The following is a 23803-nucleotide window of genomic DNA, read 5'->3' on the forward strand; positions in this document are numbered from 1 at the left end:
CGAACCGAGACAGGCCTAGCCTGTTTCACTGACCCGTAGGAGATCCGACCTTCACAGGGTCACGCACTACGGAGGTGAAAGATGGCAGACAACGACATAGAGGAGGCCGTGGCGCGCGCACTCGAGGAGGCCCCCGAGCGGAACTTCCGCGAGACGGTGGACCTCGCGATCAACCTGCGCGACCTCGACCTCAACGACCCGTCGAACCGAGTCGACGAGGGCGTCGTACTGCCGTCGGGCACCGGACAGGAGACGAGGATTGTGGTGTTCGCCGAAGGCGAAACCGCAGTCAGAGCCGCAGACGTCGCCGACGAGGTCCTCGACGAGGACGACCTCGCAGACCTCGCCGACGACACCGACGCCGCGAAGGACCTCGCAGACGAGACGGACTTCTTCGTGGCGGAGGCATCCATGATGCAGGACATCGCGGGTGCACTCGGCCAGGTTCTCGGTCCGCGCGGCAAGATGCCGACGCCGCTCCAGCCCGACGACGACGTCGTCGATACAGTCAACCGAATGAAAAACACCGTGCAGCTCCGCAGCCGCGACCGGCGCACGTTCCACACGCGCGTCGGCGCGGAGGACATGTCCGCCGAGGACATCGCGTCGAACATCGACGTAATCCTGCGTCGCCTGCACGCGGACCTCGAGAAGGGGCCCCACAACATCGACGCCGTCTACGTGAAGACGACGATGGGGCCCGCCGTGGAGGTGGCCTGAGATGTCCGCCGAGGAACGCACGACCGAGACGATTCCCCAGTGGAAACGCGAGGAGGTCGACGAGCTCGTCGACCTCCTGGAGACGTACGACAGCGTCGGGGTCGTGAACGTCACGGGCATCCCGAGCCGCCAGCTCCAGGACATGCGCCGCGGCCTCCACGGGAGCGCCGTGCTCCGCATGAGCCGCAACACGCTGCTCGTGCGCGCGCTCGAGGACGTCGACGACGGCCTCGAGGACCTCACCGAGTACATCTCGGGCGAGGTCGGGCTCGTCGCGACGAACGACAACCCCTTCGGGCTGTTCCAGCAGCTCGAGGAGTCGAAGACGCCCGCGCCCATCAACGCCGGCGAGGTCGCCCCGAACGACATCGTCGTCCCCGAGGGCGACACCGGCATCGACCCCGGGCCGTTCGTCGGCGAGCTCCAGCAGATCGGCGCGAACGCGCGCATCCAGGAGGGGTCCATCCAGGTGCTGGAGGACTCCGTCGTGGCCGAGGAGGGCGACGTGGTCTCCGACGACGTCGCGAACGTCCTCACCGAACTCGGCATCGAGCCGAAGGAGGTCGGCCTCGACCTGCGCGCCGTGTTCTCCGAGGGCGTGCTGTTCACGCCCGACGAGCTCGCGCTGGACGTCGACGAGTACCGCGCGGACGTCCAGTCCGCCGCGGCGGCCGCACGGAACCTCTCCGTGAACGCGGGGTACCCGACCGCGCAGACCGCGCCGCTGCTCGTCCGGAAGGCCACCGGCGAGGCGAAGAGCCTCGGCCTGCAGGCCGCCATCGAGAGCCCGGACCTCGCCGGGGACCTCGTCAGCAAGGCGGACGCGCAGGTGCGCGCGCTCGCCGCGCAGATCGACGACGAGGAGGCGCTGCCCGAGGAACTCCAGGACGTGGAGGCGCCCGCCGCCCCCGCCGCGGAGTCCGAGGACGCCGAGGAGGAATCGAGCGACGACCAAGACACTGAAGCCGAGGCCGACGACGCCGACGACTCCGACGACGACGACGGGGACGCCGGCGCGGAGGGCCTCGGGGAGATGTTCGGTTAACCATGGAGTACGTTTACGCAGCACTCATCCTGAACGAATCCGGCGAAGAGATCAACGAAGACAACATCACCGGCGTCCTCGAGGCCGCCGGCGTCGACGTCGAGGAGTCCCGCGTCAAGGCGCTCGTCGCGGCCCTCGAGGACGTCGACATCGAGGAGGCCGTCGAGGAGGCCGCCGCCGCGCCCGCCGCGCCCGCCGCTGGCGGCGCCGCGGCCGGCGAGGCCGAAGAGGACGAAGCGGAAGCCGAAGAAGAGGAGGCCGCCGAGGAGGAGGCCGAGGAAGAAGAGGACGAACAGGAAGAGGCCAGCGGCGAAGGTCTCGGCGACCTCTTCGGCTGAACCGGTTCCACGACACCCGTTTTCTTTCGCGCGCCGAACAGGCCGACCAACAGCGGCGCGAGTGCGGCGTCCGCGTTGTGAGTGCGACCGCGCAGGCCGCGAGCGCGACGGCCGCCAGCAGCAGCGAGTGCGTCCGCGTTGTGAGTGCGACCGCGTAGCGAGGGCGTCCGCGAGCGCGACGGCCGCCAGCAGCAGCGAGTGCGTCCGCGTTGTGAGTGCGACCGCGTAGCGAGGGCGTCCGCGAGCGCGAGGACGACCGGTGCGTGGTGCGTAGGTTGAAGTGCGGAGCAGGGACCAACTCGCGTCGATGGACGTCGCCGGCGTGCGCGTGCTGGTCTCGCCGACCGCGACAGCGGCCGCGCTGGCGGCGATCACGTTCGGCGTCGCGCTCGGCACGTGCTCCGGGCTGGTGCCGGGCCTGCACGTGAACAACCTCGCGCTGTTGCTCGCGGCCGCCGCGCCCCTCGTGCCGGGACCGCCACACCTCGTCGGCGCGGCGCTGCTCGCGGCGGGCGTGACCCACTCGTTCCTGGACGTGATCCCGACGCTGGCGCTGGGCGTGCCGGACCCGGCGATGGCGGTGAGTGCGCTCCCCGGGCACCGGCTCGTGATGGGCGGCCGCGGCCGGGAGGCGCTCCGCGTGTCGGCGCTGGGGAGCGGCGTCGCGGTCGCCGTCGCGTTCGTGCTGGGCGTGCCGGTGACGCGCGCCGCGACGGCGCTCGCGCCAGTGGTCTACGAGCACCTCTCGGTCGTCGTCGCGCTGCTCGTCGCCGCCCTGCTCGCGGGCGAGGCGTCGTGGCGCGCACGCGTCGGCGGCGCCCTCTCGTTCGCCGCGAGCGGCCTGCTCGGCGTCGTCGCGCTCCCGATGCGCCCGGAGAGCCTCGCGCCGACCGGCGACGTGCTCGCGCCGCTGTTCGCCGGCCTGTTCGGCGCGCCGATCCTGCTGGCCGCGTACCGCGGCAGCGGCGTCCCCGAGCAGGACGACCCCGTGGTCGCTGACGCGCCGCGCGCCGTCGCCGGCCCGGGGGTCGCGGGGAGTCTCGCCGGGGCGGCCGTCGCCTACGTGCCGGGCGTCTCGGGCGCCATCGCCGCGGTGTTCGCCGTCGAGGCGACGCGGACGGACGGCGACCGGGCGTTCGTCGCGGCGCTCTCTGGCGTCAACACGGCGAACACCGTGTTCGCGCTGTTCGCGCTGTTCGCGCTCGGGGAGCCACGGACGGGCGTGCTGGTGGCGTTCGAGCGCGCGGAGCTCCCGCGGACGCTCCCGCTGTTGCTGGCGGCCGTCGCGCTCGCGGCCTGCGCGGGCGCCGTCCTCGTCGTCGTGCTCGGCGACCGGTACTTCCGCGCGATCCGGCGCGTCGACCACCGCCGGCTCACGCTCGGCGTCTGCGTCCTGCTGGCGGTGCTCTCGTGGGTGTTCGCGGGCTGGGCCGGCGTGGTCCTGCTGGGGGTCGCGACGGCGATCGGTCTCGTGCCGCCGCGGTTCGGCGCGCGCCGCGTCCACCTCATGGGGGTGTTGCTCGTCCCGATCGCGCTCTAGGGCTTCGGCGCGAACACGACGAGCGCTCGCGCGTCCGCGACGGCGTGCGGCGAGACGTCCTGTGCGCCGTCGAAGCGCACGGCGTCGCCGGCCGCGAGGTCGTACTGGTCGTCCCCGAGGGTCAGTTCGAGTTCGCCGTCGAGGACGTACAGCACGACCATCGAGTCGGGGTGCTGGTGCCGGGGGACGCTGTCGCCGGCCGCCAGGGACAGCCGGACGGTCCGCGGGTCGCGGACGTCGAAGACCTCGGCGTGGGGCGTCTCGTCGAGCGCGTCGACGGCAGTCACTTCGACGGCAGGGGACCGGTCGGAGTCGGGTGCCATGGTGGGACGTCGGTGCCGCCGACCCCTGAGCGACCGGCCGAACACGTTCGGCCACCCGGGGCGCGGTCGCGGCTACTCGGCGGTGACCTCGGCGCCGGCGGCGTTGCGCTTCACGCTCTCGATGGCGTCGTGGACCTTGTTGCGCTCGGCGTAGCCCTGGCCGGAGTCCGCGACGACGTTCCCGTTGCGGTGGCGGAGCCGCCACCGCCACTCGCCGGCGGCGTCCTCGTAGACCTCGAACGCCGCGAACCCGACGTCCAGGGCGTCCGCGTCGGGCGCGTACTCGCGGACGCGCTCGACGGCGTCCGCCGCCTCGCTCCGGGAGCTGTACCCCTCGCCGGAGTCGGCGAGGACGTTCGCGTTCGACGCCTGCAGCCGCCAGCGGTACTCGCCGGCGGCGTCCTCGTAGACGTTGAAGTCGGCGTCCGGCACGCGGTCCCTGACGGCGTCGACGGCGCGCCTGGCGTCGCGCCGTCGCGTGTACCCCTGGCCGCCGTCGGCGAGGACGTTGCCGTTCTGGTGGACGAGCCGCCAGCGCCACTCGCCGGCGACGTCGCGGTAGATCTCGAAGGACGCGGGGTCGAAGCGGAGGTACTCGCCCGGGCCGGCGTTGGCCTTCACGCCGTCGATGGCGCGCTCGGCGTTGTGCCGGGAGCTGTAGCCCTCGCCGCTGTCCGCGACGACGTTCCCGTTGTCGTGGACGAGCCGCCAGCGGTACTCGCCGGCGGCGTCCTCGAACACCTCGAAGGTCGCCTGGCTGTCCTCGGCCGTCTCGGCCAGCAGCGGCAGGTCGTCGAGTTCGGCGTCGTCCTCGACGACTTCGTCGGGCTGGACGTGGAGCGTGCCGGCGCCCAGCGCGTTCCGCCGGACGCTCTGCATCCCCTTCTGTGCGTTGTGCCGGGCGGTGTACCCCTGGCCGCTGTCCGCGACGACGTTCCCGTTGCGGTGGCGGAGCCGCCAGCGGTACTCGCCCGCCCGGTCCTGGTAGAGTTCGAACTGCGCCTGGCTGGTGCGGACGGCGTCGAGTTCCGCGGCGAGGTCCTCGCGTGCCGCTTCGGCGGCCTCCCTGGCTTCGCGCTCGCGCTGGAGGTCTGCTTCGGTCTGTTCGCCGTGCGCCAGGGCCGCCTCGGCCTCCCGGCTGGAGCGCGTGGACGTCACGAGCGGGACGAGCACGCCGCCCGCGCCGATGATGGCGGCGCCGAGCGCGTAGAGGCTGACGACGCCCTGGTGGCCGGTCTCGGTGTACCACTGCTGTGGGAAGACGGTCGTGAACCAGACGATGGCGGCGGCACACAGCAGGAGGCCGAGGGCGACGGCCGTGGTGGCGACGCGCTGGAGCGGCAGTCGGACGACGGGGCCGGCGACGAGCAGCGCGAACCCGGCCGCGCCGACGACGATGCTGAGTTCCCGCGGGCCGGTCGCCGACTCGCTCGTGAGGAAGAGGACGAGGCCGACGATGCCGAGGACGAGGCCGACCGCGAACAGCAGGTAGCCGTACGCCTCGTCGGCGGTCTGGGGTGTCCCGATGTGCCGCTCGTAGATGCCGACCAGTCCGCCGTCGTCTGACACTGACATGTGTAGCGTTAACACGGACCAGCTTCATAAACTATCTAGGTGCGTCGACGGCCAGGAACCGGGTCGAAGGCGAGCAGACGGAATCGACGGGGAGGAGACAGAATCGACCGGCAGGAATCGGAACCGACCGGCAGGAGTAGAATCGACAGGAACCCCGGGTCGGGTGCAGAGAACCAGGGATAGACGCGGCCCGGACTCCCGTCGTCAGTGTTCGACGCCTTCCAGGAGCGCGTCGACGCGGTCCTGCTCCTCTAGCTGCCGGGGGTGGATGGCGACGGCCACCACGAAGTCGCCGTCGTGTTTCACCTTCGTGACGTGCACGTAGACGTCGACGTCCTGCCCGTTCAGCGTCGCGGTGCCCTCGAACTTCGAGACGTCCGCTGACTCGTTGAGCACCGTGACCGTCCGCGTGTCGACCTCGCTACCGATGGAGAGGCCGTCGTATTGCTCCTGGGCGAGCTCCGCGAGCTCCTTGTTCGAGTAGTCGTCGATTGGGTTGAACGTCTGTCCGAGCACGGACACCTGCGGGCTGGCGAACGCCGAGAACACGGCCGCGCGCTGCTCCGCGAGGCCGGCGACGCTGATGGTCCGCTCGTACATCGCCAGCTGGTTGGTCACCGTGACGTTCCGGGACTGGCCCGCGGCCGAGAACTCCCGGGTCACCTCCGAGGACTCGACGCCGACCTCCTCGTAGTCCGTCTCGGCGAGCGCGTCGTCGCCGACCGTCGCCTCGGACGCCGAGAACGAGAGGTCCTCGCCGGTCAGCACGCCGAGACACCCGGCGGACGCGACAAGCGCCGCGAACGCGACCGCCACTGTCGCCTGTCGGTTCATAGGCGGTGGTATCCGGGGACGGGAATAAGCCTGGTGGCAGTCGTGACGGCGAGCAGACAGGCGCTGTCGGGGCGGTACGACAGGCGCTGTCGGGGCGGTACGACAGGCGCTGTCGGGGCGGTAGGAAAGACTCTCACGGGGCGGCGCGACAGACTCCTCGGGGGTGGCGTCAGCGCCGGAACGTCGCGCCCTCGTCGGTGTCCTCGACGGTGACGCCGAGGGCCTCGAGGCGGTCGCGGAGGGCGTCCGCGCGCTCGTAGTTCCCCGCCGCCCGCTCTTCCTCCCTGACCGCCAGCACCAACTCGACGAGGTCGTCCGCGAGCGCCGCGTCGCCGCCGTCGACCGTCTCGAACTGGAAGCCGAGGACGCCGCCGCCGAGGTCCTCGAAGGTCTCCACGGCGTCGACGAGGCCGCGGTAGTCGTACTCGTCGACGGCGTCGACGTGCCGGTGGACCGCGGACGCGAGCTCGAGGAGCGCGCTCACCGCGCCCCGGGCGTTGAAGTCGTCGTTCATCGCGTCGGCGAAGTCCGTCCGGGCGGCCGCGACGGCGTCCCGGAGCTCCCCGTCGACGACCTTCGCGTACGCGTCGACGCTGTCGGCGGCGTCGACGGCGCGGTCGTAGGCGCGCTCCAGGCGCTCCCAGCGCTCCTCGGCCTCCCCGACGGTCGCCTCGGAGTACGTCTGGCGCTGCGTGTACGACGTCGACACCAGGAACATCCGCACGACGTTCGGCCCGAACTCCGCGACGGCGTTCTTCGTCGTGAAGTAGTTCCCGAGACTCGAGGACATCTTCTCGCCGGCGGTCTCCAGCAGGCGGACGTGCAGCCAGTACTTCGCGAACGGCTCCCCGGCGGCGGCCTCGCTCTGGGCGATCTCGTTCTCGTGGTGGGGGAACACGAGGTCCTGGCCGCCGACGTGGACGTCGATGTGGTCGTCGAGGTGCGTCATGCTCATCGCCGAGCACTCCACGTGCCAGCCCGGCCGCCCCTCGCCCCACGGCGAGTCCCACGTCTGGCCGGCCGGCTCGGTCAGCGGCGGCAGGTCCTCGCTGCGGTGCTCGTTGGCGTCCTCGGGGTCGACCGCGCCCGCCTTCCAGAGCGCGAAGTCCGCCGGGTGGCGCTTCTCGCGCTGCTCGTCCTCGGGGCCCTGGGCCTCGATCTCCTCGACGCGCTGGCCGGAGAGCTTCCCGTAGTCCTCGAAGGTGGTGACGTCGAAGTAGACCGAGCCGTTCGCCTCGTAGGCGTAGCCCTTCTCGACGAGCGTCTCCACGAGGTCGACGATCTCGGGGACGTGCTCGGAGACACGCGGGTAGACCTCCGCGCGGTCGAGGTTCAGCGCGCGCATGTCCTCGATGACGGACTCGACGTAGTGGCGCGCGACCGCCTGCTCGGTGTCGCCGAGGTCGTCCTCGCCGACGCGGGCGACGATCTTCTCGTTGACGTCCGTGAAGTTCTGGACGTGGCGGACGCCGTAGCCGAGGTGATCGAGCCACCGCACCATCACGTCCGACTGCACCCAGAGGCGAGCGTGCCCGAGGTGGGAGTCGTCGGAGACCGTGAGCCCGCACGTGTACACGAGGACGTTCTCGGGGTCGGTGGGCTCGAACGGCTCCCGCTCGCCGGAGAGGGTGTTCGACACGTACAGCGACATAGCCGGTACGAGCGCTCGCCAGGGGTTTAACTCTCCGGAATCGACAGCGCCTGTCGCGGCCGCCCGGTCAGTCCGGGACGCCGTCGAGGGCGTCCTCGACGACGCGGAGCGCGTCCGCGCCGTCGCGCCGGTCGACGACCACGGCGAGCGTGTCGCCGGCGACGCCCGCGGCGTCCGGGTCGACGCCCGCGACGTGCAGGCGGTCGAGCACGACAGCGAGGGCCCGCGCGTCCACGTCACCGGTCGCGAGCAGCGCGGTGAGCCGTCCCTCGCCGGGCGCGTACCCCCGACCGGCGACGACGAGCACGCCGTCGTCGCTCGGACCGAGCCCTGACTGCATCGACACGCTCGCGTCCCGGTCCGCGGCCCCGAGCGGCGCGAGGTCCTCGCCGTACCGCCGGAGCGCGGCCGCGACCGCGTCCTCGTCGCCGTCCACGTCGATGAACCGCGCGGCCGCCGCGTGGTTCACGACGCCCGCGCGGAGCGCCCGCCGCAGGAACGGGTGCCCGTCGACCGCCGACCGCGTCGCCGACGCCTGACTCATGCGCGGCCGTACGCCGGTCCCCGACATAAATCTCAACGGCTGCGACGGACGCCCCCAGTTTAAATCCCCGCGGGGGGAACACGAGGGCGTGAGCGAGGACAGCGACCCGACGGCAGTGCTCTCGTTGCTCGACGACGAGCACGCGCGCGCCATCCTCGCAGCGGCGAGCACGGAACCCATGTCCGCCAGTGAACTGAGCGAGGCCTGCGAGGCGTCGACGGCGACCGTCTACCGGCGGATCGACGACCTGACCGACCACGGACTCCTCGAGGAGTCCATCAACGTCCGGGCGGACGGCAACCACCACCGCGTCTACCGCGCGACGTTCCGGCGGTTCACGCTCGAACTCGAGGACGGCGAGTTCGGGACGGAGGTCGAGGTCCAGTCCGAGGACGTCGCCGACCGGTTCACTCGCATGTGGGAGGGACTGTAATGAACGCGCTGTACATCACCATCGTCGCCGTCTCGTTCGCGTCGACCGCCGTCGGCCTGTTCATCGGCTACCACGCCTACCGCGGGTTCCGGCGGCACCAGAGCGCCGCGATGCGGTACCTCTCCGTCGGCCTCGTCCTCCTGACGGCGGTGACGTACACCGCCGCGTTCGTCGGGTCCGCGCTGCTGCGGTACGGCGTCCTCGACCCGGCGCTGCGCGACCCGTTCACGCTGACGGTCCGGCTGCTGCAGCTGGCCGGCCTGGCGTGTATCGCGTACTCGCTGTACCGCCGGCCGTCGTAGCCGGGCGCTACCGGCAGTCGACGGACTCGCCGACGGCGACCAGCGCCGCCCGGTCGAGGTCGGTCGCGACCACGGAGAACTGGACGTCCTCGCAGGCCCACGAGAGGAGGCTGTTCTGGCCGGTCGTGAGGTAGCGGGCGTCGCGGCCGTTCACGCTGACGGTCTCCCCGTCGAGGCCGCCGGTCCCGTTCGAGACGTACGCCATCTTCGTCACGGTCAGCCGGTCGCCGTCGTCGGTCGCGTACTGCAGGGACACCTGCGTGGCGTTCCCGGTGTACAGCTGCGCGCGCTCGAACGCGTAGCCGTCCGGGACGTCCGGCTCGGGGACCGACAGCGGCGCGGCCTCACTGACCGCCTCGACAGACTCGAACGTCTCGACGCCGACGTCGAGGGTCTCCACGGTCGCGTCGGGGGGCGCGTCGAGGTCGAGGGCGTCCCCGGAGAGCTCGGCGTCGAAGGTCACGTCGGTCAGCCGCGCGGTCGACTCGACGGTCTCGCCGTCGTACTCGAAGGTCTGGGACGTCTCCAGGGGGTAGTAGTACTCGGCGTCCAGCCAGAGCGTCCGGTCGACGGCGAGCGCGGCGTCCGAGACCGCGGTCAGCTCGAACCCGTGGGCGGTCCGGCCGGCGACCGTCCGGGTGCCGAGGTACTCGACGTCGAACCCCTCGACGTCGGCGGGGAGGCCCGGCGCCTGCGCGGTCTGCGGGACCACCGGCAGCGGCGAGACGCCGGCCGCTGGCGCGGTGCCGTCGTCCCGCGCGGCGTCGACGACGCTCGCGAAGTACTCGCCGCGGGACCGGACCGCCGCGGCGGTCGCGGTCTCGAACCGCGTCACGGTGTTCTCGCTGGCGTCGTAGCGGGACGCCCCGGACGCGTTCACCGCGAAGCGGTCGCCGGCGCGCCGCTCGGGCGCGAGCACGCGCTGGAGCCGCGTGGCCGGCTCGGTCGTGAAGTCGACGCGCACGCGGACCTCCGTCCGGTTGGTGCGGTCGCCGAAGGAGACGTTGGCCACCTGGGTCGCGTTCAGGGTCTCCAGGGACTCGTATCGCTCGGCGACGTCGACGTCGGGCGGGCGCTGGCGCGCGTCGTCGCCGAGGACGCCGATGCCGATGCAGCCGCTCGCTGCGAGGAGGGCGGCGAGCGCGACGGGGAGGAGGGCGCGGCGGTCCATGCTGGGAGACGTGGGCGCGCTGGCAGATAAAACGGGCGAATGTCGCCGGTACGTGGGCTCGCGGGCCGCCGGGAGCGAAGTCACTAAGGACGGTTCGCCCCAACGTGAGCGCATGCAAGCGCTGGTCATCGTCGGCCACGGCTCGCACCTCAACCCGGGTTCCTCGGACCCGGCGTTCACGCACGCCGACACCATCCGGGCGTCCGGCGCGTTCGACGAGGTGCGGGAGGCCTTCTGGAAGGAGGAACCGTCGTTCCGCGAGGTGCTTCGCACCCTGGAGTCCGAGGAGGTGTTCGTGGTGCCGCTGTTCATCTCCGAGGGCTACTTCACCGAGCAGGTGATCCCGCGCGAACTCCGGCTGGACGACTTCGACCCCGCCGACTGGGACTCCGACGGCACCGACGCCGACCACGTGACGGTGCGCGCGTCGGACGTCGAGAAGACCGTCCACTACTGCGGTCCCGTCGGCACCCACGACTCGATGAGCGACGTCATCGTCCAGCGCGCGAAGTCGGTCACCGGCGACCCGGACGTGGGGGACGGGTTCGGCCTCGCCGTGGTCGGGCACGGCACGGAGCGCAACGAGAACTCCGCGAAGGCCATCCACTACCACGCCGACCGCATCCGGGAGTCGGGCCGCTTCGACGAGGTGCAGGCGGTGTTCATGGACGAGGACCCCGAGGTCGACGACGTCACCGACTTCTTCGAGGCCGAGGACGTCGTCCTCGTGCCGCTGTTCGTCGCTGACGGCTTCCACACGCAGGAGGACATCCCCGAGGACGTGGGCCTCACGGACGACTACCGGACGGGCTACGACGTGCCCAGCGAGGTGGACGGCCACCGCATCTGGTACTCGGGCGCCGTGGGGACGGAGCCGCTGGTCGCTGACGTCGTCCTCGAGCGCGCGGCGGACGCGGGCGCCGACGTCGCGGCCGCCATCGAGGCCGTCCGCGAGGAGACCGGCGGCGCGGACGCGGCGAGCGCGGGGGACTGATGTCGGCGGCAGCGACAGCCGACGACGTCGCGGACGCGCTCGTCGAGGCCGCCCCGGGGGGCATCGACTTCGACGGCCTCGTCGTGGAGCCGTACCGCGAGGCGTTCCGCTGGGAGACGCCGGAGGGCGAGGCCGTCGTCACGGAGGCCGAGCTGCGCGAGCGCGCGGACAGCCCGCACGCGACGAACTGGTACTACTGGGAGCGCGTCGTCGAGGGCCACGGGACGCCGCGGCGCGCGTTCCTGCGCTGGCTGGAGGGCGCCGACGACCGAGGCGTCGCGGAGCGCTACGAGGCGCTGCGGGGCGGCCACCGGCGGTCGTGGGGCGAACTCGCCGTGACCGTCGTCCTGGGGCCGGGCGGCGAGCGGCGCTACGAGGTCCGCCACGAGGACGACGTCGGCGAGGCGGTAGACGCGTACACCGACCCCCTGGAGGCACGCCACCTCGTGAAACACGACGACGACGGCCGCTACCGGCCGCTGTCGACCGCGCCCTCGCTGCCTCACGGCTGGGCGTTCGTCGACCTCGACGGCCGCGACCTCGTGCAGACCGTCGAGTACGTCTACCCGGCGACGGTCGCGAACTGGCACCGCGAGCGCGAGGGCGACCTCGACGTCGACCACTGGGACGAGGTCGCGGAGCGCCAGACGGGCATCTACGACGTCGTCGAGAACCTGGACGGCGACGCCCTGGAGTGGGCGGCGGAGGCCTGCTGCGTGGACTCCCAGTGCCTGAAGCGCCGCGAGTGGGACGCCAGCGAGGACGAACCGCTGGAGGTGCCGCGCGGGGACGGCGAGTTCCCGTGTCGCGAGCCGTGCTCGCTGTTCGTCGCGGCGGCCCGGAAGTTCACCACCCTGGAGCGCGAGGAGAGCCGCGAGTACACCTTCGAGCTGACGCCCGCGGAGAAAGAGCAACTCGAGGACATCGTCGACGCGGTGGCCGACGGCCGCACCGACGAGATCCGGGAGGCCGACGTCTACGAGGGCGCGAACCGCTACCGCGCCCGGTTCCTGCGCGCGAAGCGGATGGACGAGCACGGCCTCTCGGGGACGCCGACGTACCCCGAGGACCACGAGTAGCGCGCGGCGTTCGCGGCTGTCCCGACTGGGGCCGGAGCCTACGAGAGGTGGGCCGTGACGTCCGTCGAGGAGACCATGCCGACGTAGTCGTCGTCGACGACGGGCAGGTGCTTGATACCGTACGTGGTCATCATCGCGGCGGCCTCCTCCATGTAGAGGTCCGGCGACGCGGTCTCGACGTTCTCGGTCATCACGTCCCGCACGGCGAGCGAGGAGGTGTCCCGTCCCTCGGCGACGGCGTCGATGACGTCGGTGCTGCTGACGATCGACCGCGAGGTCGTGGTGACGACGAGCGCGCTGACGTCCCCGTCGCGCATCCGGCGCGCGGCCTCGGTGACGGTCTCCTCCGGTGCGATGGTCTCCAGCGGCGTGGACATCACGTCGCCGACGGTGGGGCGGTCGCTGTGTGTCATACGGTGACAATGGAGGCCGGCGACTTGAATGTTCGCCGCTACGCGAGGAGGTACGCCGCGACCGCGAGGCAGGCGAGAAACGCCGCGCCGCCGACGAGGACCGCCAGCGAGTCCGAGACCGCGAGCGCGACGACGACGGCGACCGCCACCAGGCCGGCCGCCGCGACGACCGGCCGCGCGACGTCGGTCAGCCGCGGCGACTGGTCGTCCTCGACGTCGGCCTTCTCCGCGAGGGACTCGTCGACGGCGACGTCCGGGCCGCCGTCCTTCCGCTCGTCGGTGACCGCGACGTTCACGCGCGCCTTCTCCGCGCCGTACCCCGTCGAGAGCTCCACGTACCCCTTCGCCGGTGGGTGGTCGGGCGGGATCGACACTTCGACGCCGCGGCGCTGGTCGGCCTCGACGTAGACCTGGTTCGCCGCGGGCGTCGCGACCGTCGCGAGCCCGTCGTCCAGCTGGAGGTGGACGTGGATTGGGCCGCCGTGGTTGACGAACTCGAGGACGAACGACCGGTCGGTCTCCAGCACTGCCGCTTCCGGTTCGACGTCGCGCGGGTGCTCGCGGTTGAGGTGGACGACCAGCCGTTCGGGCACGCTCGGTGGATTATCCCGCGAGTAGAAAAAGGTTCGTGGCGCGCTCGACCCGACGCGTCAGGCGGGGGCCTCCTCCCGCATGTCAGGCGGCAGGAGGTTCGGGATGCCGTCCTCGATGGGGTAGGTCTCGCCGCACTCCGTGCACGTCAGCGTCCCCGAGACGATCTCGCCGTCCTCGCGCTCGTCGACGTCGAGTTCCAGGTCGGCTTTGTCCAGCGGACAGCAGACGATGTCCAGGAGGTCCTCTTTCATACTCGCTGCGTGCACGCGACGGAGCAAAAGCGTACGGGTTCCGTGCGTCGCCGCGACACGCGGCGGCGTTACTGGTCGAAGGGGTTGCGGCGGACCACGGTCTCCTCGCGGCCGGGGCCGACGCCGACGGCGACGACGTCGACGCCGAGTTCGCCCTCGACGTACTCGACGTACTCGCGGGCGGCCTCGGGGAGCGCGTCGTAGCCCTCGTCGGCGACGGCCTCGGGGTCGAACTCCGGCCAGCCGTCGAACGTCTCGAGGACGGGCTCGCAGTCGCCCCACCGTTCCGTGGTCGGCGGCATCGTCTCGACGGTCTCGCCGTCGAGTTCGTACGCGTGGCCGACGCGGACCTCCTCGAGGCCGGCGAGCACGTCGAGGTGGTTGAGCGCGACGCCGGTGAAGCCGTTCGCGCGCGCGGCGTGCCGGAGCATCGGGACGTCCAGCCAGCCGACGCGGCGCGGGCGGCCGGTGACGGTGCCGTACTCGCCGCCCTCCTCGCGGATGTAGTCCGCGAGCTCCTCGTCGTCGCCGGTGAGCTCCGTGGGCAGCGGGCCGGTCCCGACCCGCGAGAGGTACGCCTTCACGACGCCGACGACCTCGCCCCGACCGATGGTGGTCGGGCCGAGCCCGGAGCCCGTTGCCGCGTAGCCGGCCGTCGGGTTCGAGGACGTCACGTAGGGGTAGACGCCGTGGTCGATGTCGAGGCTGGTGCCCTGCGCGCCCTCGAGCATCACGTCGTCGCCGCCGTCGATTCGGTCGGCGAGGTAGTCGCCGGCGTCGACGGCCATCCCCTCCTCCTCGATGCGGTCGCCGTACTCGCGGTACTGCTCGAAGAGCGCGTCGACGTCGAACGCCTCGCCGGCGTCCCCGCCGTAGACGTCCTCGTAGAGCGCGCGCTTCTGCGGGACGACGTACTCGAGGCGGTCGCGGAGCACGTCGGGGTCGAGGAGGTCGCCGACGCGGACGCCGCGCCGGCCCGCCTTGTCCTCGTACGTCGGACCGATGCCGCGGCCCGTCGTGCCCGCGTCGAGGTCGGAGTCGGATTTGGCCTCCTCCTCGATGCCGTCGAGCACGCGGTGGTAGGGGAGGATGACGTGCGCGCGCTCGGCGACCCGGACGTCCGGGTCGAGGCCGCGGTCGCGGAGGGCGTCGATCTCCTCGAACAGCGTCTCCGGGTTGACGACGCAGCCGTTCCCGAGGACGCCGGTCTTCCCGCGGACGGCCCCGGAGGGGACCAGCGAGAGCTTGTACTCGTCGCCGCCGACGACGACGGTGTGGCCGGCGTTGTCGCCGCCCTGGTAGCGGGCGACGACGTCGGCGTCGTCGCCGAAGAGGTCGACGACGCCGCCCTTGCCTTCGTCGCCGAGCTGGGCCCCGACGATGGTGACGGTCATGGTCGTTGGTTCCGGGAGTGGGGACATACTCGTTACGGTCTCGGCGCCCGAGATGTGCACGGGAGTGGATACTCGAACGGTCTCCAGCGCCGTCTATTGGACGAACGAGCGGTACCGGCGGGCGCTGAGACCGAGCGGAATCGTTAACTGTTGGCACTCCCAACTCCGCAGTGTCCGTCTTTTCACCGCCGTCTACGACAACCTTTAAAACCCCGCCAAGACAAGTTAACAAGTGCCATGATAGACCGGCTTGAGAAGGAAGTCGATATGCTGGAGCGCCATCTGCAGGTTCTCCGCATGGTCATCGAGAACGAACCCATCGGCATCGTGAAGATGTCCAACGAGACCGGCTACCCCCACCACAAGGTCCGCTACTCCCTCCGCGTTCTCGAAGAGGAGAACCTCATCGAACCGTCCTCCCAGGGCGCCATCACCACCGAGCGCACCAGCGAGTTCGTCGACGAGCTCGACGAGAAGGTCGACGACCTCGTCGACAAGATGGAGTCGATGAAGATCGACGCCGCCGCGGAAGCGGAGTGACGCCGCGCGCGCCCTCCGTCAGCGCCGCCGGCCGCTAGTCGCGACTGTTCTCTCCCGGCGTCGCTCTCTCCGAGCGAACCTCCGGCCGCGGGCCGAACTCCCCGCCTCCTCGCAGCGAACGCCGAATCCGCCGGCCGTCCGGGGACCGGCAGGTGGACGTACAGTTCGGAGACAGTGAGCCGCGCCTACAGTTCGGGGACCGTCAGGTTGAACGCGTCGTTGCGGTCCTCGACGAGGCAGAGGTGGTAGCCGGCCTTCCGGCCGGTGCTCACGTAACTGAGCTTGTCCGAGCGGCTGAGGAAGCCGCCGCTGGCCGTCTCCTCGGCGGCCGTCTCGAGGGCCGCCGGCTCGAAGAACGACGCCGTCACGTACACCGCGGCACTGAGGTCGTCGGCGCCCTCGCGGACCGCCGTCGCGGCGTCCACGAGGTCGTCCATCTCGACGCCCGTCACGGGGTCGCGCTCGGCGTTCAGCTCCGCGACGACCAGCGGGTTGCCCATGCGGTCGCGGAGCACCACGTCGAAGGACTCGGTCACGGAGCCGTCCTCGGTCTCGACCTCGACGGTGCCGTCGAGCTCCGCGCGGTCGACCTCGGGAATCGCGTCGTAGAGGTCCGCGAGCCCGTTCGCGTGGCCGGCGTCCCGCACCTCGTAGGGGAGTTCGCGGACCGCCCACGACACGAACCGGTACGGCGCCGACGACCGCAGGAACGCCTCGTAGTCCTCGCCGTCGACCGTGGCCTCGGCGGCGTCGAACTGCGTGTGGTGGTCGATGCGGAGGTTGTCGTTGACCGCCGACGGGTCCGTGTTCCCGTCCAGGCCGTCCAGCGTCGGCTTCCCCTTCGAGTCGTAGCGCACGAAGAGGTTCGTGCCGGACAGCGCCGCGGCCGGCGACAGGTCCTCGCCGGCCGACGGCCGCTCGTCGGCGGTCTCGGCCGCCGCCAGGTCGGCCTCGAGCTCCTCGACTCTCGCCTGCAGCTCGTCGCGCTCCTCGCGCAGCGTCTCCGCCCGCTCGCGGAGGTCGTCGCGTTCGCCCTCCAGGTCCTCGATGCGGCCGGCGGCCTCCTCGAGTTTCGCGTCGCGCTGCTTGACCGCGCGCTTGAGCTTCTCGACCGTCGACTGGGGCTTCCCGCTGGCCCCCGACGACTGCCGCGACCGCTCGGCGGACGTCGCGCGGTCCGGCGCGGACTGCCCGGGCGACCGCTTCGAGCGCGACCGCTTCTTCGACGGCGTCGAGCGCGACTGCCCGCCGGCGTTCGCGGCCTCGGCGCCGCCGTCCGTCTCGCTCTGCTCGGGGTCGAGCGTCGGCACGGACGTCGCGTTCCGCCACTGCTCTTCCTCGTCGAACACGCGGTCGGTGTTCCCCGTCCGCGCTTCCCCCGTCTTCGGCGCCGGGTCGCCGTCGCCCTCGCCGCCCTCCGCGGCGGCACCGCCGGCGGCGCCGGCACCCCCGGCCGCCGCCGCGTCGCCGTCCGACTCGGCCCGGTCGGGCCGCGCCGCGTCCGCCGCTGTCGCGTCCGTCGCTGTCGCGTCCGCGTCTGCGCCCTCCGCCTCTCGGCCGGCGTCCGCGCTCGAGGACTGCCCGCCCGGGCCGGAGCTGCTCGCGGTCCGTTCTCCGGGCCGTGACGCCTCGGACGCCCGCTCCCTGTCGGTCGAGGGCTCGCCCGCCGCCGCGTCCTCCGGCGCCGAGTCCCCGGCGCTCGCCTCGCTCGCGCCGGCGCCGGGAGACGCGTCGTCGGTCGAACCCCGGTCCGGAGCCGCGGCGCCGCCGGCCGCCGCTCCGCCCGCCGCGTCGTCGGCCGGCGAGCCGTCGTCGACCTCCGGGATGCTCGTGACGTTCACGGGCGTCTTCCGCACCTCGTAGACGCCGACCTCGTCGTCCGCGCGCTCGAAGGCCTCCTCGCCGGTCACCAGTTCCTCGCTCGCGCCGACGAACGCCGCGCTCATCGAGCGACCGCCGTAGTAGACGACGTAGTAGTCCCCGGAGAGCACGTTCTCGGAGAGCTCGACGTACCCCGTGAAGTTCGCGTCGGCGAGCGTCTCGTCGGCCGCCGACAGCGGCGTGTCGTTCGTGTAGTACTTCGCCTGCGTCTCCCCGCCGCGCTCCTGCATCGCGAACAGGAGCGCGAGGCTCGGGTCCGGCGCCTCGTACACCGTCCCGGAGGCGTCCTCGAAGTCCTCCACGTCACCCTCGAACACCCCGATGACGCGGCCGTTCAACATGAACAGCCACGTGCCGTCGGCGACGACCGTCCCGGAGAACTCGCGGTCCGCGAGCTCGTGGAGTTCGCGGAACCCACCCGAGAACGGCCGGGAGTCCCAGGACTCCACCCGCTCGACCGTGTGTGCCTGCATACGCAGTCGAAGGCAGGGGCCCCGTATAAGGCTTTCCGGGGCGGACGAGACCCCTCAGAACGGCAATCTCGGAGCGTCGACAGAACTCGGACCGGGCCGGGCCTACAGCTTGTTCGAGGCGTCGTCGGCGAGCTCCTGCATGCGCTTGCTCAGCCGGCCGGCGCTGGAGAACTCGTCCTCGCTCATCGCCGCCGCGAGCGCGTTCCCGAGCAGGAACACCGCGTGCTTGTGCTCGCTCTTGGACTTGTGGACGTGCGAGGGGTCGACGTCGAGTTCCTCGTAGGCCGCGAAGGCGTCGTCGTCGACGCCGTCGAACTCGAGGAACTGGTCTTTGATCTGGACCATCTGTTCGTGGAGGTCGAGGAGCTCGTCCTTGTGCATCGTTGGGCCACGGTAGGGAATTCGACCGTTTAAGCGTTGTCTGCGACGCGGTGACACGCAGTCCGGCGCCGCGGCTGTCCGGGACGGGCGACACCCCCTGCGGCAGTCGAGAACTGGCGGGAGCGACCGAGAGCCGGCGGCAGTCGAGAACTGACGGTGGGGCGGTGAACGGTCGCGTGCGGGTCGGCGGCGGTCAGTCGCGGTGCGGGTCGGAACCGTTCGTTCGCGTGCGGTTCGTGGGTGCGCGGTCGGACGTGCTGGGGGTACGGGGCGACCTGACTCGGGCATCGGGGCGACCTGACTCGGGCATCCGGGCCGGGACGGGGCGGGCGCGTGGCGAGAACGGTCTAGAAGACGTACTCGTCCTCGTGGCCCATCATGCCGCCCTCGCTCTCGAGGCCGGCGCCCTCCTCCGCGTCGCTCGGGCCGCTGGTCTTGTAGGCGCGGATGCCCGCCGACAGCAGCTGTTCGATGGCCTCCTCCTGGCTGACGAACTCGCCCTGCTCGACGAGCTGTGCGATCTGCATCTCGATCTGGTCCGGGATGTTGACTTCCACCTGGGGCATCGCTCTGGGCGGGGCTTCGCCGCCACCGTTGTTAAGCCTGTCGGGGGGACCGACCCGCCGGGATTCGCCCGAGAGCGAGCGTCCAGCGGGCCGAACGCGGACGCCGCGTCGAGTCGGTAGGAATACCAGTGTCCGCCCCCAACCGACGGCCATGAGCGTCGAGGACGTCACGGACCTCTACGAGGAGTTCGGCGACGACCGGCTGCCGCCGGGCCAGCGGGAGACGTCGAAGTTCCCCGTGCTGTCGAAGGGCGGCACGCCGGCCTGGGACCGCGAGGACTGGGAGTTCACCGTCACGGGCGCCGTCGAGGACGAGCTGTCGCTGTCCTTCGAGGAGTTCACGTCCCTCGAGTCGGTGACCCAGCGCCAGGACTTCCACTGCGTCACCGGCTGGTCGAAACTCGACTGCGAGTTCGCGGGCGTCCCGTTCCCCCGCCTCGCGGACCTGGCGGGCGTCCGCGACGACGCCGTCCACGTCATGTTCCACGCGCTGGACGGCTACACGACGAACCTCCCCCTCGAGGACTGCATGCGCGAGGAGGTGCTGTTCACCTGGCAGTACGACGGCGACGACCTGCCGCGCGAGCACGGCGGCCCGCTGCGCGTCGTCACCCCCCACCGGTACGCGTACAAGGGCGCGAAGTGGGTCGACGGCGTGGAGTTCCTCACCGAGCCCGAGCGCGGCTACTGGGAGAAGCGCGGCTACTCGAACACCGCCGACCCGTGGGCCGAAGACCGGTACAGCTAGGCGAGTGGCCGCCACCGCGACCGCCGGGGGAGGTCCCGGTCGGTCGCGCCAGAAGGAACAGGCTATTAGTCGGAGGGTCCTGAACGTCGACCAATGAGTTCTCTGTCCGGCGAGACGGCCGTCCACGGGACGGTCGTGAGCAGGAGCTGCCGGGTGGCCGACGTCTCCTATCGGGCGTTCCTCGCCGAGGGGGACCCGCCCCGCATCCACTGGGCGGACCCCGACGGCCTCGAGCTGTCGGGGAGCGGCGCGGCGGCGTCGGTGACGGCGTCGGGCGCCGACCGCTTCGCGGACGTCCGCGAGTGGGCGACGGCGCTGTTCGCGGACGCCGACCACGACGGCCCGGCGGTCGCGCGGCCGCGGCTGCTCGGCGGGTTCGCGTTCCACGACGACCACGAGCCGGCGGGCACGTGGACGGGGTTCCCAGCGGCGCAGTTCGTGCTCCCCGAGTACCAGCTGTCGAGCGCGGGCGACGAGACGTGGCTGACGGTGACCCGGGCCGGCGAGGACGTCGACGGCGGCGACGTGGCGGACGCGCTCGCCGAGGCGCGGGAGACGGTGGAGGCGCTGCCGGCGATGCAGCCCAGCGGCCCGCGGCCGGGCGTCGAGTCGACCACGCCGACGACCGGCGAGGCGGCGTGGTGCGAGCAGGTCGAGCGCGCGCTCGCCCGCATCGACGCCGGCGAACTCCGGAAGGTCGTGCTCGCGACGGCGCTGCGCGCGGACCTCGCGGGCGACGTGAACCCCAGGGACCTCCTCGAACGCCTGCGGCAGTCCTACCCGTCGTGTTTCCGGTTCCTCGTGGAGCCGACCGGCGAGGCGGCGTTCCTCGGCGCCACGCCCGAACTGCTGGTGACGCTGGACGGCGACGCGGTGGAGACGACCGCGCTCGCCGGGTCGGTGGGCCGCGGCGACACCCCCGAGGCGGACGCGGAGCTCGCCCAGCGGCTGCGCGACAGCGGGAAGCTCCGCCGCGAGCAACAGCTCGTCACCGACGCCGTCGCCGACAGGCTGGCCGCGTTCGGCGACGTCGCGGTCGGCGACCGGTCGGTCCGGAAGCTGTCGAACATCCAGCACCTGAACACGCCCATCACCGCGACGGTCGAGGACGGCGCGCACGTCCTGGACGTCGCGGAGGCGCTGCACCCGACGCCCGCCGTGGGCGGCCTGCCGCCGGCGGCGGCCCTGGACGTCATCCGCGAGACGGAGTCGTTCGACCGCGGCTGGTACGCCGCGCCCGTGGGCTGGTTCGACGCGGACGGCGACGGGACGTTCGCGGTGGGGCTGCGGTCGGCGCTCGCCGCGGACCGCACGGTCACGATGTTCGCGGGCAACGGCATCGTCGCGGACAGCGACCCCGCCGAGGAGTACGAGGAGGTACAGTTGAAGTACCGCCCGATTCTGGACGAACTCGAATGACGACACACCGGAGGACGCGCACGGGGAGCCGGCCGGAGGGGGACGCGTGACCGCGCCGAACCGGAACGCGCTGTGGGCGCGCGCGGCCGTCGACGAACTCGCGGAGTCCGGGGTGGACGCCGTCTGCGTCTGTCCGGGCAGCCGGTCGACCCCGCTCACCGTCGCGCTCGCCGAACACGACGACGTCCGCGTGTGCTCGCACCTCGACGAGCGGTCGGCCGCGTACTTCGCGCTCGGCCGCGGCAAGCGCACGGGGGAGCCGACGCCGGTCGTCTCGACGTCCGGCACGGCGACGGCGAACTTCCACCCGGCGGTGATGGAGGCCGACCGGGCGCGCGTGCCGCTGCTCGTCCTGACCGCCGACCGGCCGCCCGAGCTCCGGGACTCGGGCGCGAACCAGACCGTCGACCAGGAGAAGCTCTACGGCGGCGCGGTCCGCCACTACCGCGACCTCCCGGAACCGGCGGCCGACGACCGGAGACTCCGGTCGCTGCGGACCGCCGTCTGCCGGGCGGTCGGCGAGGCGACGGGCGCGAACCCGGGGCCGGTCCACCTGAATTTCCCGTTCCGGAAGCCCCTCGAACCCGTCGAGGTGCCGGGCGACGTCCCCGAGGGCTTCGCGGCCGACCACGCGCTCGCCGCGCGAGGGCGCGACGGCCCGTTCGTCGACGTCCACCACAGCCCCGCCGGACCCGACGACGCGACGCTGGCGGTGCTCGCCGACGCCGTCGAGACCGCCGAGTGCGGCCTGGTCGTCGCCGGCCCCGACGACGCGTCCGGCCTGACCGCGGAGGCGGCCGCGGCGCTCGCCGACGCCACCGGGTTCCCGCTGTTCGCGGACCCGCTCTCGGGCGTCCGGTACGGCGACCACGTCGCCGACGCGCCCGTCGTCGGCGGCTACGACGGCCTGCTCGCCGCGGACGCGCTCGCGGACGCCCCGGCCCCCGAGGTCGTGCTGCGGTTCGGCGCGTCGCCGACGTCGAAGGCGCTCCGGCACTACCTCCGTGACGCGGACGCGCGGCAGTTCGTCGTCGACCCGGCCGGCGGCTGGCGGGAGGCGACGTTCGCGGCGTCGGACCTGGTCGTCGCCGACCCCTCCGAGGCGGCGCGAGCGCTCGCTGCGCGCGTCGACGCCGGGGCCGACGCGGCGTGGCGCGAACGGGTCCTCGACCTCGAGGCCGCGTACTGGGCGACGGTCGAGGGCTTCGACGCCGACGAGCTGCTCGAGGGCGACGTGGTCGCCGCGGCCGCCGCGGACGCCCCCGACCCGGCGACGGTGTTCGTCTCGAACAGCATGCCCGTGCGGGACCTCGACCGGTTCGGGCGGCCGCGCGCCGCCGACCTCACCGTGCTCGGGAACCGCGGCGCGTCCGGCATCGACGGCGTCACGTCCGCGGCCCTCGGCGCCGGGAGCGCGACCGACGACCCGCTCGTCCTGGTCACGGGCGACCTCGCGTACTACCACGACTCCAACGGCCTGCTCGCGCTCGAGCGCTGCGGCGTGGACGCGACGGTCGTCCTCGTGAACAACGACGGCGGCGGCATCTTCCACATGCTCCCCATCGAGGACTTCGACCCGCCGTTCACCGGCCAGTTCAGGACGCCCCACGGCCTCGACTTCGCGCCGACCGGCGACACCTACGACCTCGAGTTCGCCAGCACCGAGACCCTCGAGGGCTTCCGCGAGGCCTACCGCGAGTCCGTCGCGAGCGACGGGACGCAGGTCCTCGAGGTGCGGACCGACGCCGAGGCCAGCCACCGCGAGCGCGAGCGCCTCGAGCGCGTCGTCGGGGACGAGCTCGCCGCGGACTACTGACGCGGCCGGCCCGGGCCCGTCGCCGACTCGCCGCCGCCGCCGTCGCCGAGGCCGCTCGCGAGGAACGCGCCGAGCGCGCCGAACGCGAGCGCGTACGCGGCGCAGTACGCGACGGCCGCCACCAGTGGCGGCCGGAGCGTCACAGTGGCGAACCCGGCGTCCCGCGTGTACGTCGCGGCGGTCGCGACGACTGCCGCTGCGGCCGCGTACCCCAGCGCGACGCGGACACCGCTGGTGGCCGCGCCCGGCTCGCGGTCGCGGTGGCGCCACGCGAGGAAGCCGCCAGCGGCGAGCAACGCCAGCGGGGGAACGAGCGCGAGCTGGCCGTCCCACAGCGGCGTCTGCCGCAGGTCGGCGGTCCAGTGCGCGGACCGCCCGAGCGCCCCGGCCGTCACGTCCAGGGTGACGCCGTGGGCGGCGTAGTAGAACCACGCTACCACCTCGAGGACGTCCGGCTCCAGCCAGTCCGCGACGTCCCCGAGCGCGTCCGCGAGCGCCGGGCCGACGGCCGTCGAGACGCCGTCCGCGACGCGCTGGGAGTCCCCGAGCGCGTCGCGCTGGAGGAGGAACGTCGCCGCGAGCCCGGCGGCGAACGCGCCGGCGCCGACCGCAGCGCCCTCCGCGGTGGCGCGCGCGTCCGCCCACAGCGACTCGGGGAGGCTCATACGCGTCGGTTCCCGGCGGCGGGCATAAGCGTGCGGGGTCGCCGTCCCGCCGACGGCGACGGCCCCGCCGCGAGCGCCGGTGTAAATCCTTTTGCCGGCCGGCGACGGACGCC

The 23803-nt window shown here is 72.4% G+C and carries 26 protein-coding genes; 12 read left to right on the top strand and 14 right to left on the bottom strand.

Features of this window, described 5'->3' with window-relative positions:
- The first annotated feature begins 81 nt into the window (after positions 1–81).
- The 4 genes from U5911_RS13140 (at position 82) to U5911_RS13155 (ending at position 3643) form a co-directional block, all read left to right on the top strand.
- Positions 82–720, top strand: coding sequence for a 50S ribosomal protein L1 (locus U5911_RS13140; RefSeq protein WP_336037451.1), 639 nt, complete (start codon positions 82–84; stop codon positions 718–720).
- Position 721: 1 nt separating this feature from the next.
- On the top strand, positions 722–1765 hold the full coding sequence (locus tag U5911_RS13145) for a 50S ribosomal protein L10 (RefSeq protein ID WP_336037452.1): 1044 nt from the start codon (positions 722–724) through the stop codon (positions 1763–1765).
- Positions 1766–1767: 2 nt separating this feature from the next.
- A complete protein-coding gene (gene rpl12p / locus U5911_RS13150) occupies positions 1768–2103 on the top strand; it encodes a 50S ribosomal protein P1 (protein WP_336037453.1) in 336 nt (111 codons plus the stop codon).
- Between the two features lie 307 nt (positions 2104–2410).
- Positions 2411–3643 (top strand): tripartite tricarboxylate transporter permease, encoded by a 1233-nt coding sequence (locus U5911_RS13155; protein ID WP_336037454.1) that lies wholly within the window; start codon positions 2411–2413, stop codon positions 3641–3643.
- Here the strand turns inward: U5911_RS13155 and U5911_RS13160 are convergent.
- The 5 genes from U5911_RS13160 to U5911_RS13180 form a co-directional block, all read right to left on the bottom strand.
- Positions 3640–3966: a cupin domain-containing protein gene (locus U5911_RS13160; protein ID WP_336037456.1), complete on the bottom strand. Its 327-nt coding sequence runs from the start codon at positions 3964–3966 to the stop codon at positions 3640–3642. The two genes, U5911_RS13155 and U5911_RS13160, sit on opposite strands and share 4 nt — an antisense overlap.
- 72 nt (positions 3967–4038) lie before the next feature.
- Positions 4039–5541 carry a YegP family protein gene (locus tag U5911_RS13165; RefSeq protein ID WP_336037458.1) on the bottom strand — a complete coding sequence of 501 codons (1503 nt, stop codon included), beginning with the start codon at positions 5539–5541 and terminating at the stop codon, positions 4039–4041.
- 204 nt (positions 5542–5745) lie between these two features.
- Entirely contained in the window at positions 5746–6375 is a 630-nt protein-coding gene (locus U5911_RS13170) for a DUF6517 family protein (protein WP_336037459.1), read from the bottom strand.
- A 169-nt stretch (positions 6376–6544) separates the two neighbouring features.
- Positions 6545–8026, bottom strand: coding sequence for a cysteine--tRNA ligase (gene cysS, locus U5911_RS13175; protein WP_336037461.1), 1482 nt, complete (start codon positions 8024–8026; stop codon positions 6545–6547).
- 67 nt (positions 8027–8093) lie between these two features.
- Positions 8094–8570 (bottom strand): DUF7523 family protein, encoded by a 477-nt coding sequence (locus tag U5911_RS13180; protein WP_336037463.1) that lies wholly within the window; start codon positions 8568–8570, stop codon positions 8094–8096.
- An 88-nt stretch (positions 8571–8658) separates the two neighbouring features.
- On the opposite strand from U5911_RS13180, the gene U5911_RS13185 reads away from it, so the two are divergent.
- Positions 8659–9003 carry an ArsR/SmtB family transcription factor gene (locus U5911_RS13185; RefSeq protein WP_336037465.1) on the top strand — a complete coding sequence of 115 codons (345 nt, stop codon included), beginning with the start codon at positions 8659–8661 and terminating at the stop codon, positions 9001–9003.
- Positions 9003–9305: a DUF7521 family protein gene (locus tag U5911_RS13190; RefSeq protein WP_336037467.1), complete on the top strand. Its 303-nt coding sequence runs from the start codon at positions 9003–9005 to the stop codon at positions 9303–9305. Before U5911_RS13185 ends, U5911_RS13190 begins: the two co-directional genes overlap by 1 nt.
- Positions 9306–9312: 7 nt before the next feature.
- Here U5911_RS13190 and U5911_RS13195 read toward each other — a convergent pair whose 3' ends face one another.
- Positions 9313–10476, bottom strand: coding sequence for a LolA family protein (locus U5911_RS13195; protein ID WP_336037468.1), 1164 nt, complete (start codon positions 10474–10476; stop codon positions 9313–9315).
- Positions 10477–10588: 112 nt separating this feature from the next.
- Between U5911_RS13195 and U5911_RS13200 the strand changes: the two genes are divergently transcribed.
- The gene (locus tag U5911_RS13200; protein ID WP_336037470.1) at positions 10589–11470 is read left to right on the top strand and encodes a CbiX/SirB N-terminal domain-containing protein; all 882 of its coding nucleotides are present in this window, start codon (positions 10589–10591) and stop codon (positions 11468–11470) included.
- Positions 11470–12549, top strand: coding sequence for a DR2241 family protein (locus U5911_RS13205; RefSeq protein ID WP_336037472.1), 1080 nt, complete (start codon positions 11470–11472; stop codon positions 12547–12549). The genes U5911_RS13200 and U5911_RS13205 overlap by 1 nt, the downstream gene beginning before the upstream one ends.
- A gap of 38 nt (positions 12550–12587) precedes the next feature.
- Here U5911_RS13205 and U5911_RS13210 read toward each other — a convergent pair whose 3' ends face one another.
- The 4 genes from U5911_RS13210 to U5911_RS13225 all read right to left on the bottom strand — a co-directional run bounded on the left by U5911_RS13210 (position 12588) and on the right by U5911_RS13225 (position 15201).
- Positions 12588–12962, bottom strand: coding sequence for a CBS domain-containing protein (locus tag U5911_RS13210; RefSeq protein ID WP_336037473.1), 375 nt, complete (start codon positions 12960–12962; stop codon positions 12588–12590).
- Between the two features lie 38 nt (positions 12963–13000).
- Positions 13001–13555 (bottom strand): DUF7524 family protein, encoded by a 555-nt coding sequence (locus tag U5911_RS13215; RefSeq protein ID WP_336037474.1) that lies wholly within the window; start codon positions 13553–13555, stop codon positions 13001–13003.
- Between the two features lie 57 nt (positions 13556–13612).
- Positions 13613–13807, bottom strand: coding sequence for a methytransferase partner Trm112 (locus U5911_RS13220; RefSeq protein ID WP_336037475.1), 195 nt, complete (start codon positions 13805–13807; stop codon positions 13613–13615).
- Positions 13808–13875: 68 nt separating this feature from the next.
- Positions 13876–15201 (bottom strand): adenylosuccinate synthase, encoded by a 1326-nt coding sequence (locus U5911_RS13225; RefSeq protein ID WP_336037476.1) that lies wholly within the window; start codon positions 15199–15201, stop codon positions 13876–13878.
- Between the two features lie 237 nt (positions 15202–15438).
- Here U5911_RS13225 and U5911_RS13230 point away from each other — a divergent pair, with 237 nt between their 5' ends.
- The gene (locus tag U5911_RS13230; protein ID WP_336037477.1) at positions 15439–15741 is read left to right on the top strand and encodes a hypothetical protein; all 303 of its coding nucleotides are present in this window, start codon (positions 15439–15441) and stop codon (positions 15739–15741) included.
- 185 nt (positions 15742–15926) lie between these two features.
- Here U5911_RS13230 and U5911_RS13235 read toward each other — a convergent pair whose 3' ends face one another.
- The 3 genes from U5911_RS13235 to U5911_RS13245 all read right to left on the bottom strand — a co-directional run bounded on the left by U5911_RS13235 (position 15927) and on the right by U5911_RS13245 (position 19042).
- Positions 15927–18095 carry a DUF7527 domain-containing protein gene (locus U5911_RS13235; protein WP_336037479.1) on the bottom strand — a complete coding sequence of 723 codons (2169 nt, stop codon included), beginning with the start codon at positions 18093–18095 and terminating at the stop codon, positions 15927–15929.
- Positions 18096–18197: 102 nt separating this feature from the next.
- A complete protein-coding gene (locus U5911_RS13240; protein ID WP_336037481.1) occupies positions 18198–18476 on the bottom strand; it encodes a UPF0058 family protein in 279 nt (92 codons plus the stop codon).
- Positions 18477–18823: 347 nt separating this feature from the next.
- Positions 18824–19042: a DUF7120 family protein gene (locus tag U5911_RS13245; protein ID WP_336037482.1), complete on the bottom strand. Its 219-nt coding sequence runs from the start codon at positions 19040–19042 to the stop codon at positions 18824–18826.
- 151 nt (positions 19043–19193) lie between these two features.
- Between U5911_RS13245 and U5911_RS13250 the strand changes: the two genes are divergently transcribed.
- From U5911_RS13250 to menD, 3 genes are all read left to right on the top strand, one after another.
- Complete coding sequence (locus tag U5911_RS13250) at positions 19194–19790, top strand: sulfite oxidase-like oxidoreductase (RefSeq protein ID WP_336037484.1); 597 nt, start codon at positions 19194–19196, stop codon at positions 19788–19790.
- 93 nt (positions 19791–19883) lie between these two features.
- The gene (locus tag U5911_RS13255; protein WP_336037485.1) at positions 19884–21209 is read left to right on the top strand and encodes an isochorismate synthase; all 1326 of its coding nucleotides are present in this window, start codon (positions 19884–19886) and stop codon (positions 21207–21209) included.
- 46 nt (positions 21210–21255) lie between these two features.
- Positions 21256–23025 (top strand): 2-succinyl-5-enolpyruvyl-6-hydroxy-3-cyclohexene-1-carboxylic-acid synthase, encoded by a 1770-nt coding sequence (menD, locus tag U5911_RS13260; RefSeq protein ID WP_336037487.1) that lies wholly within the window; start codon positions 21256–21258, stop codon positions 23023–23025.
- Here menD and U5911_RS13265 read toward each other — a convergent pair.
- Positions 23019–23690 carry a DUF7978 family protein gene (locus U5911_RS13265; RefSeq protein ID WP_336037490.1) on the bottom strand — a complete coding sequence of 224 codons (672 nt, stop codon included), beginning with the start codon at positions 23688–23690 and terminating at the stop codon, positions 23019–23021. The genes menD and U5911_RS13265 overlap by 7 nt on opposite strands.
- Positions 23691–23803 lie beyond the last annotated feature (113 nt).

It is taken from the genome of Halobacterium yunchengense (assembly GCF_037031165.1).
Lineage (GTDB): Archaea > Halobacteriota > Halobacteria > Halobacteriales > Halobacteriaceae > Halobacterium > Halobacterium yunchengense.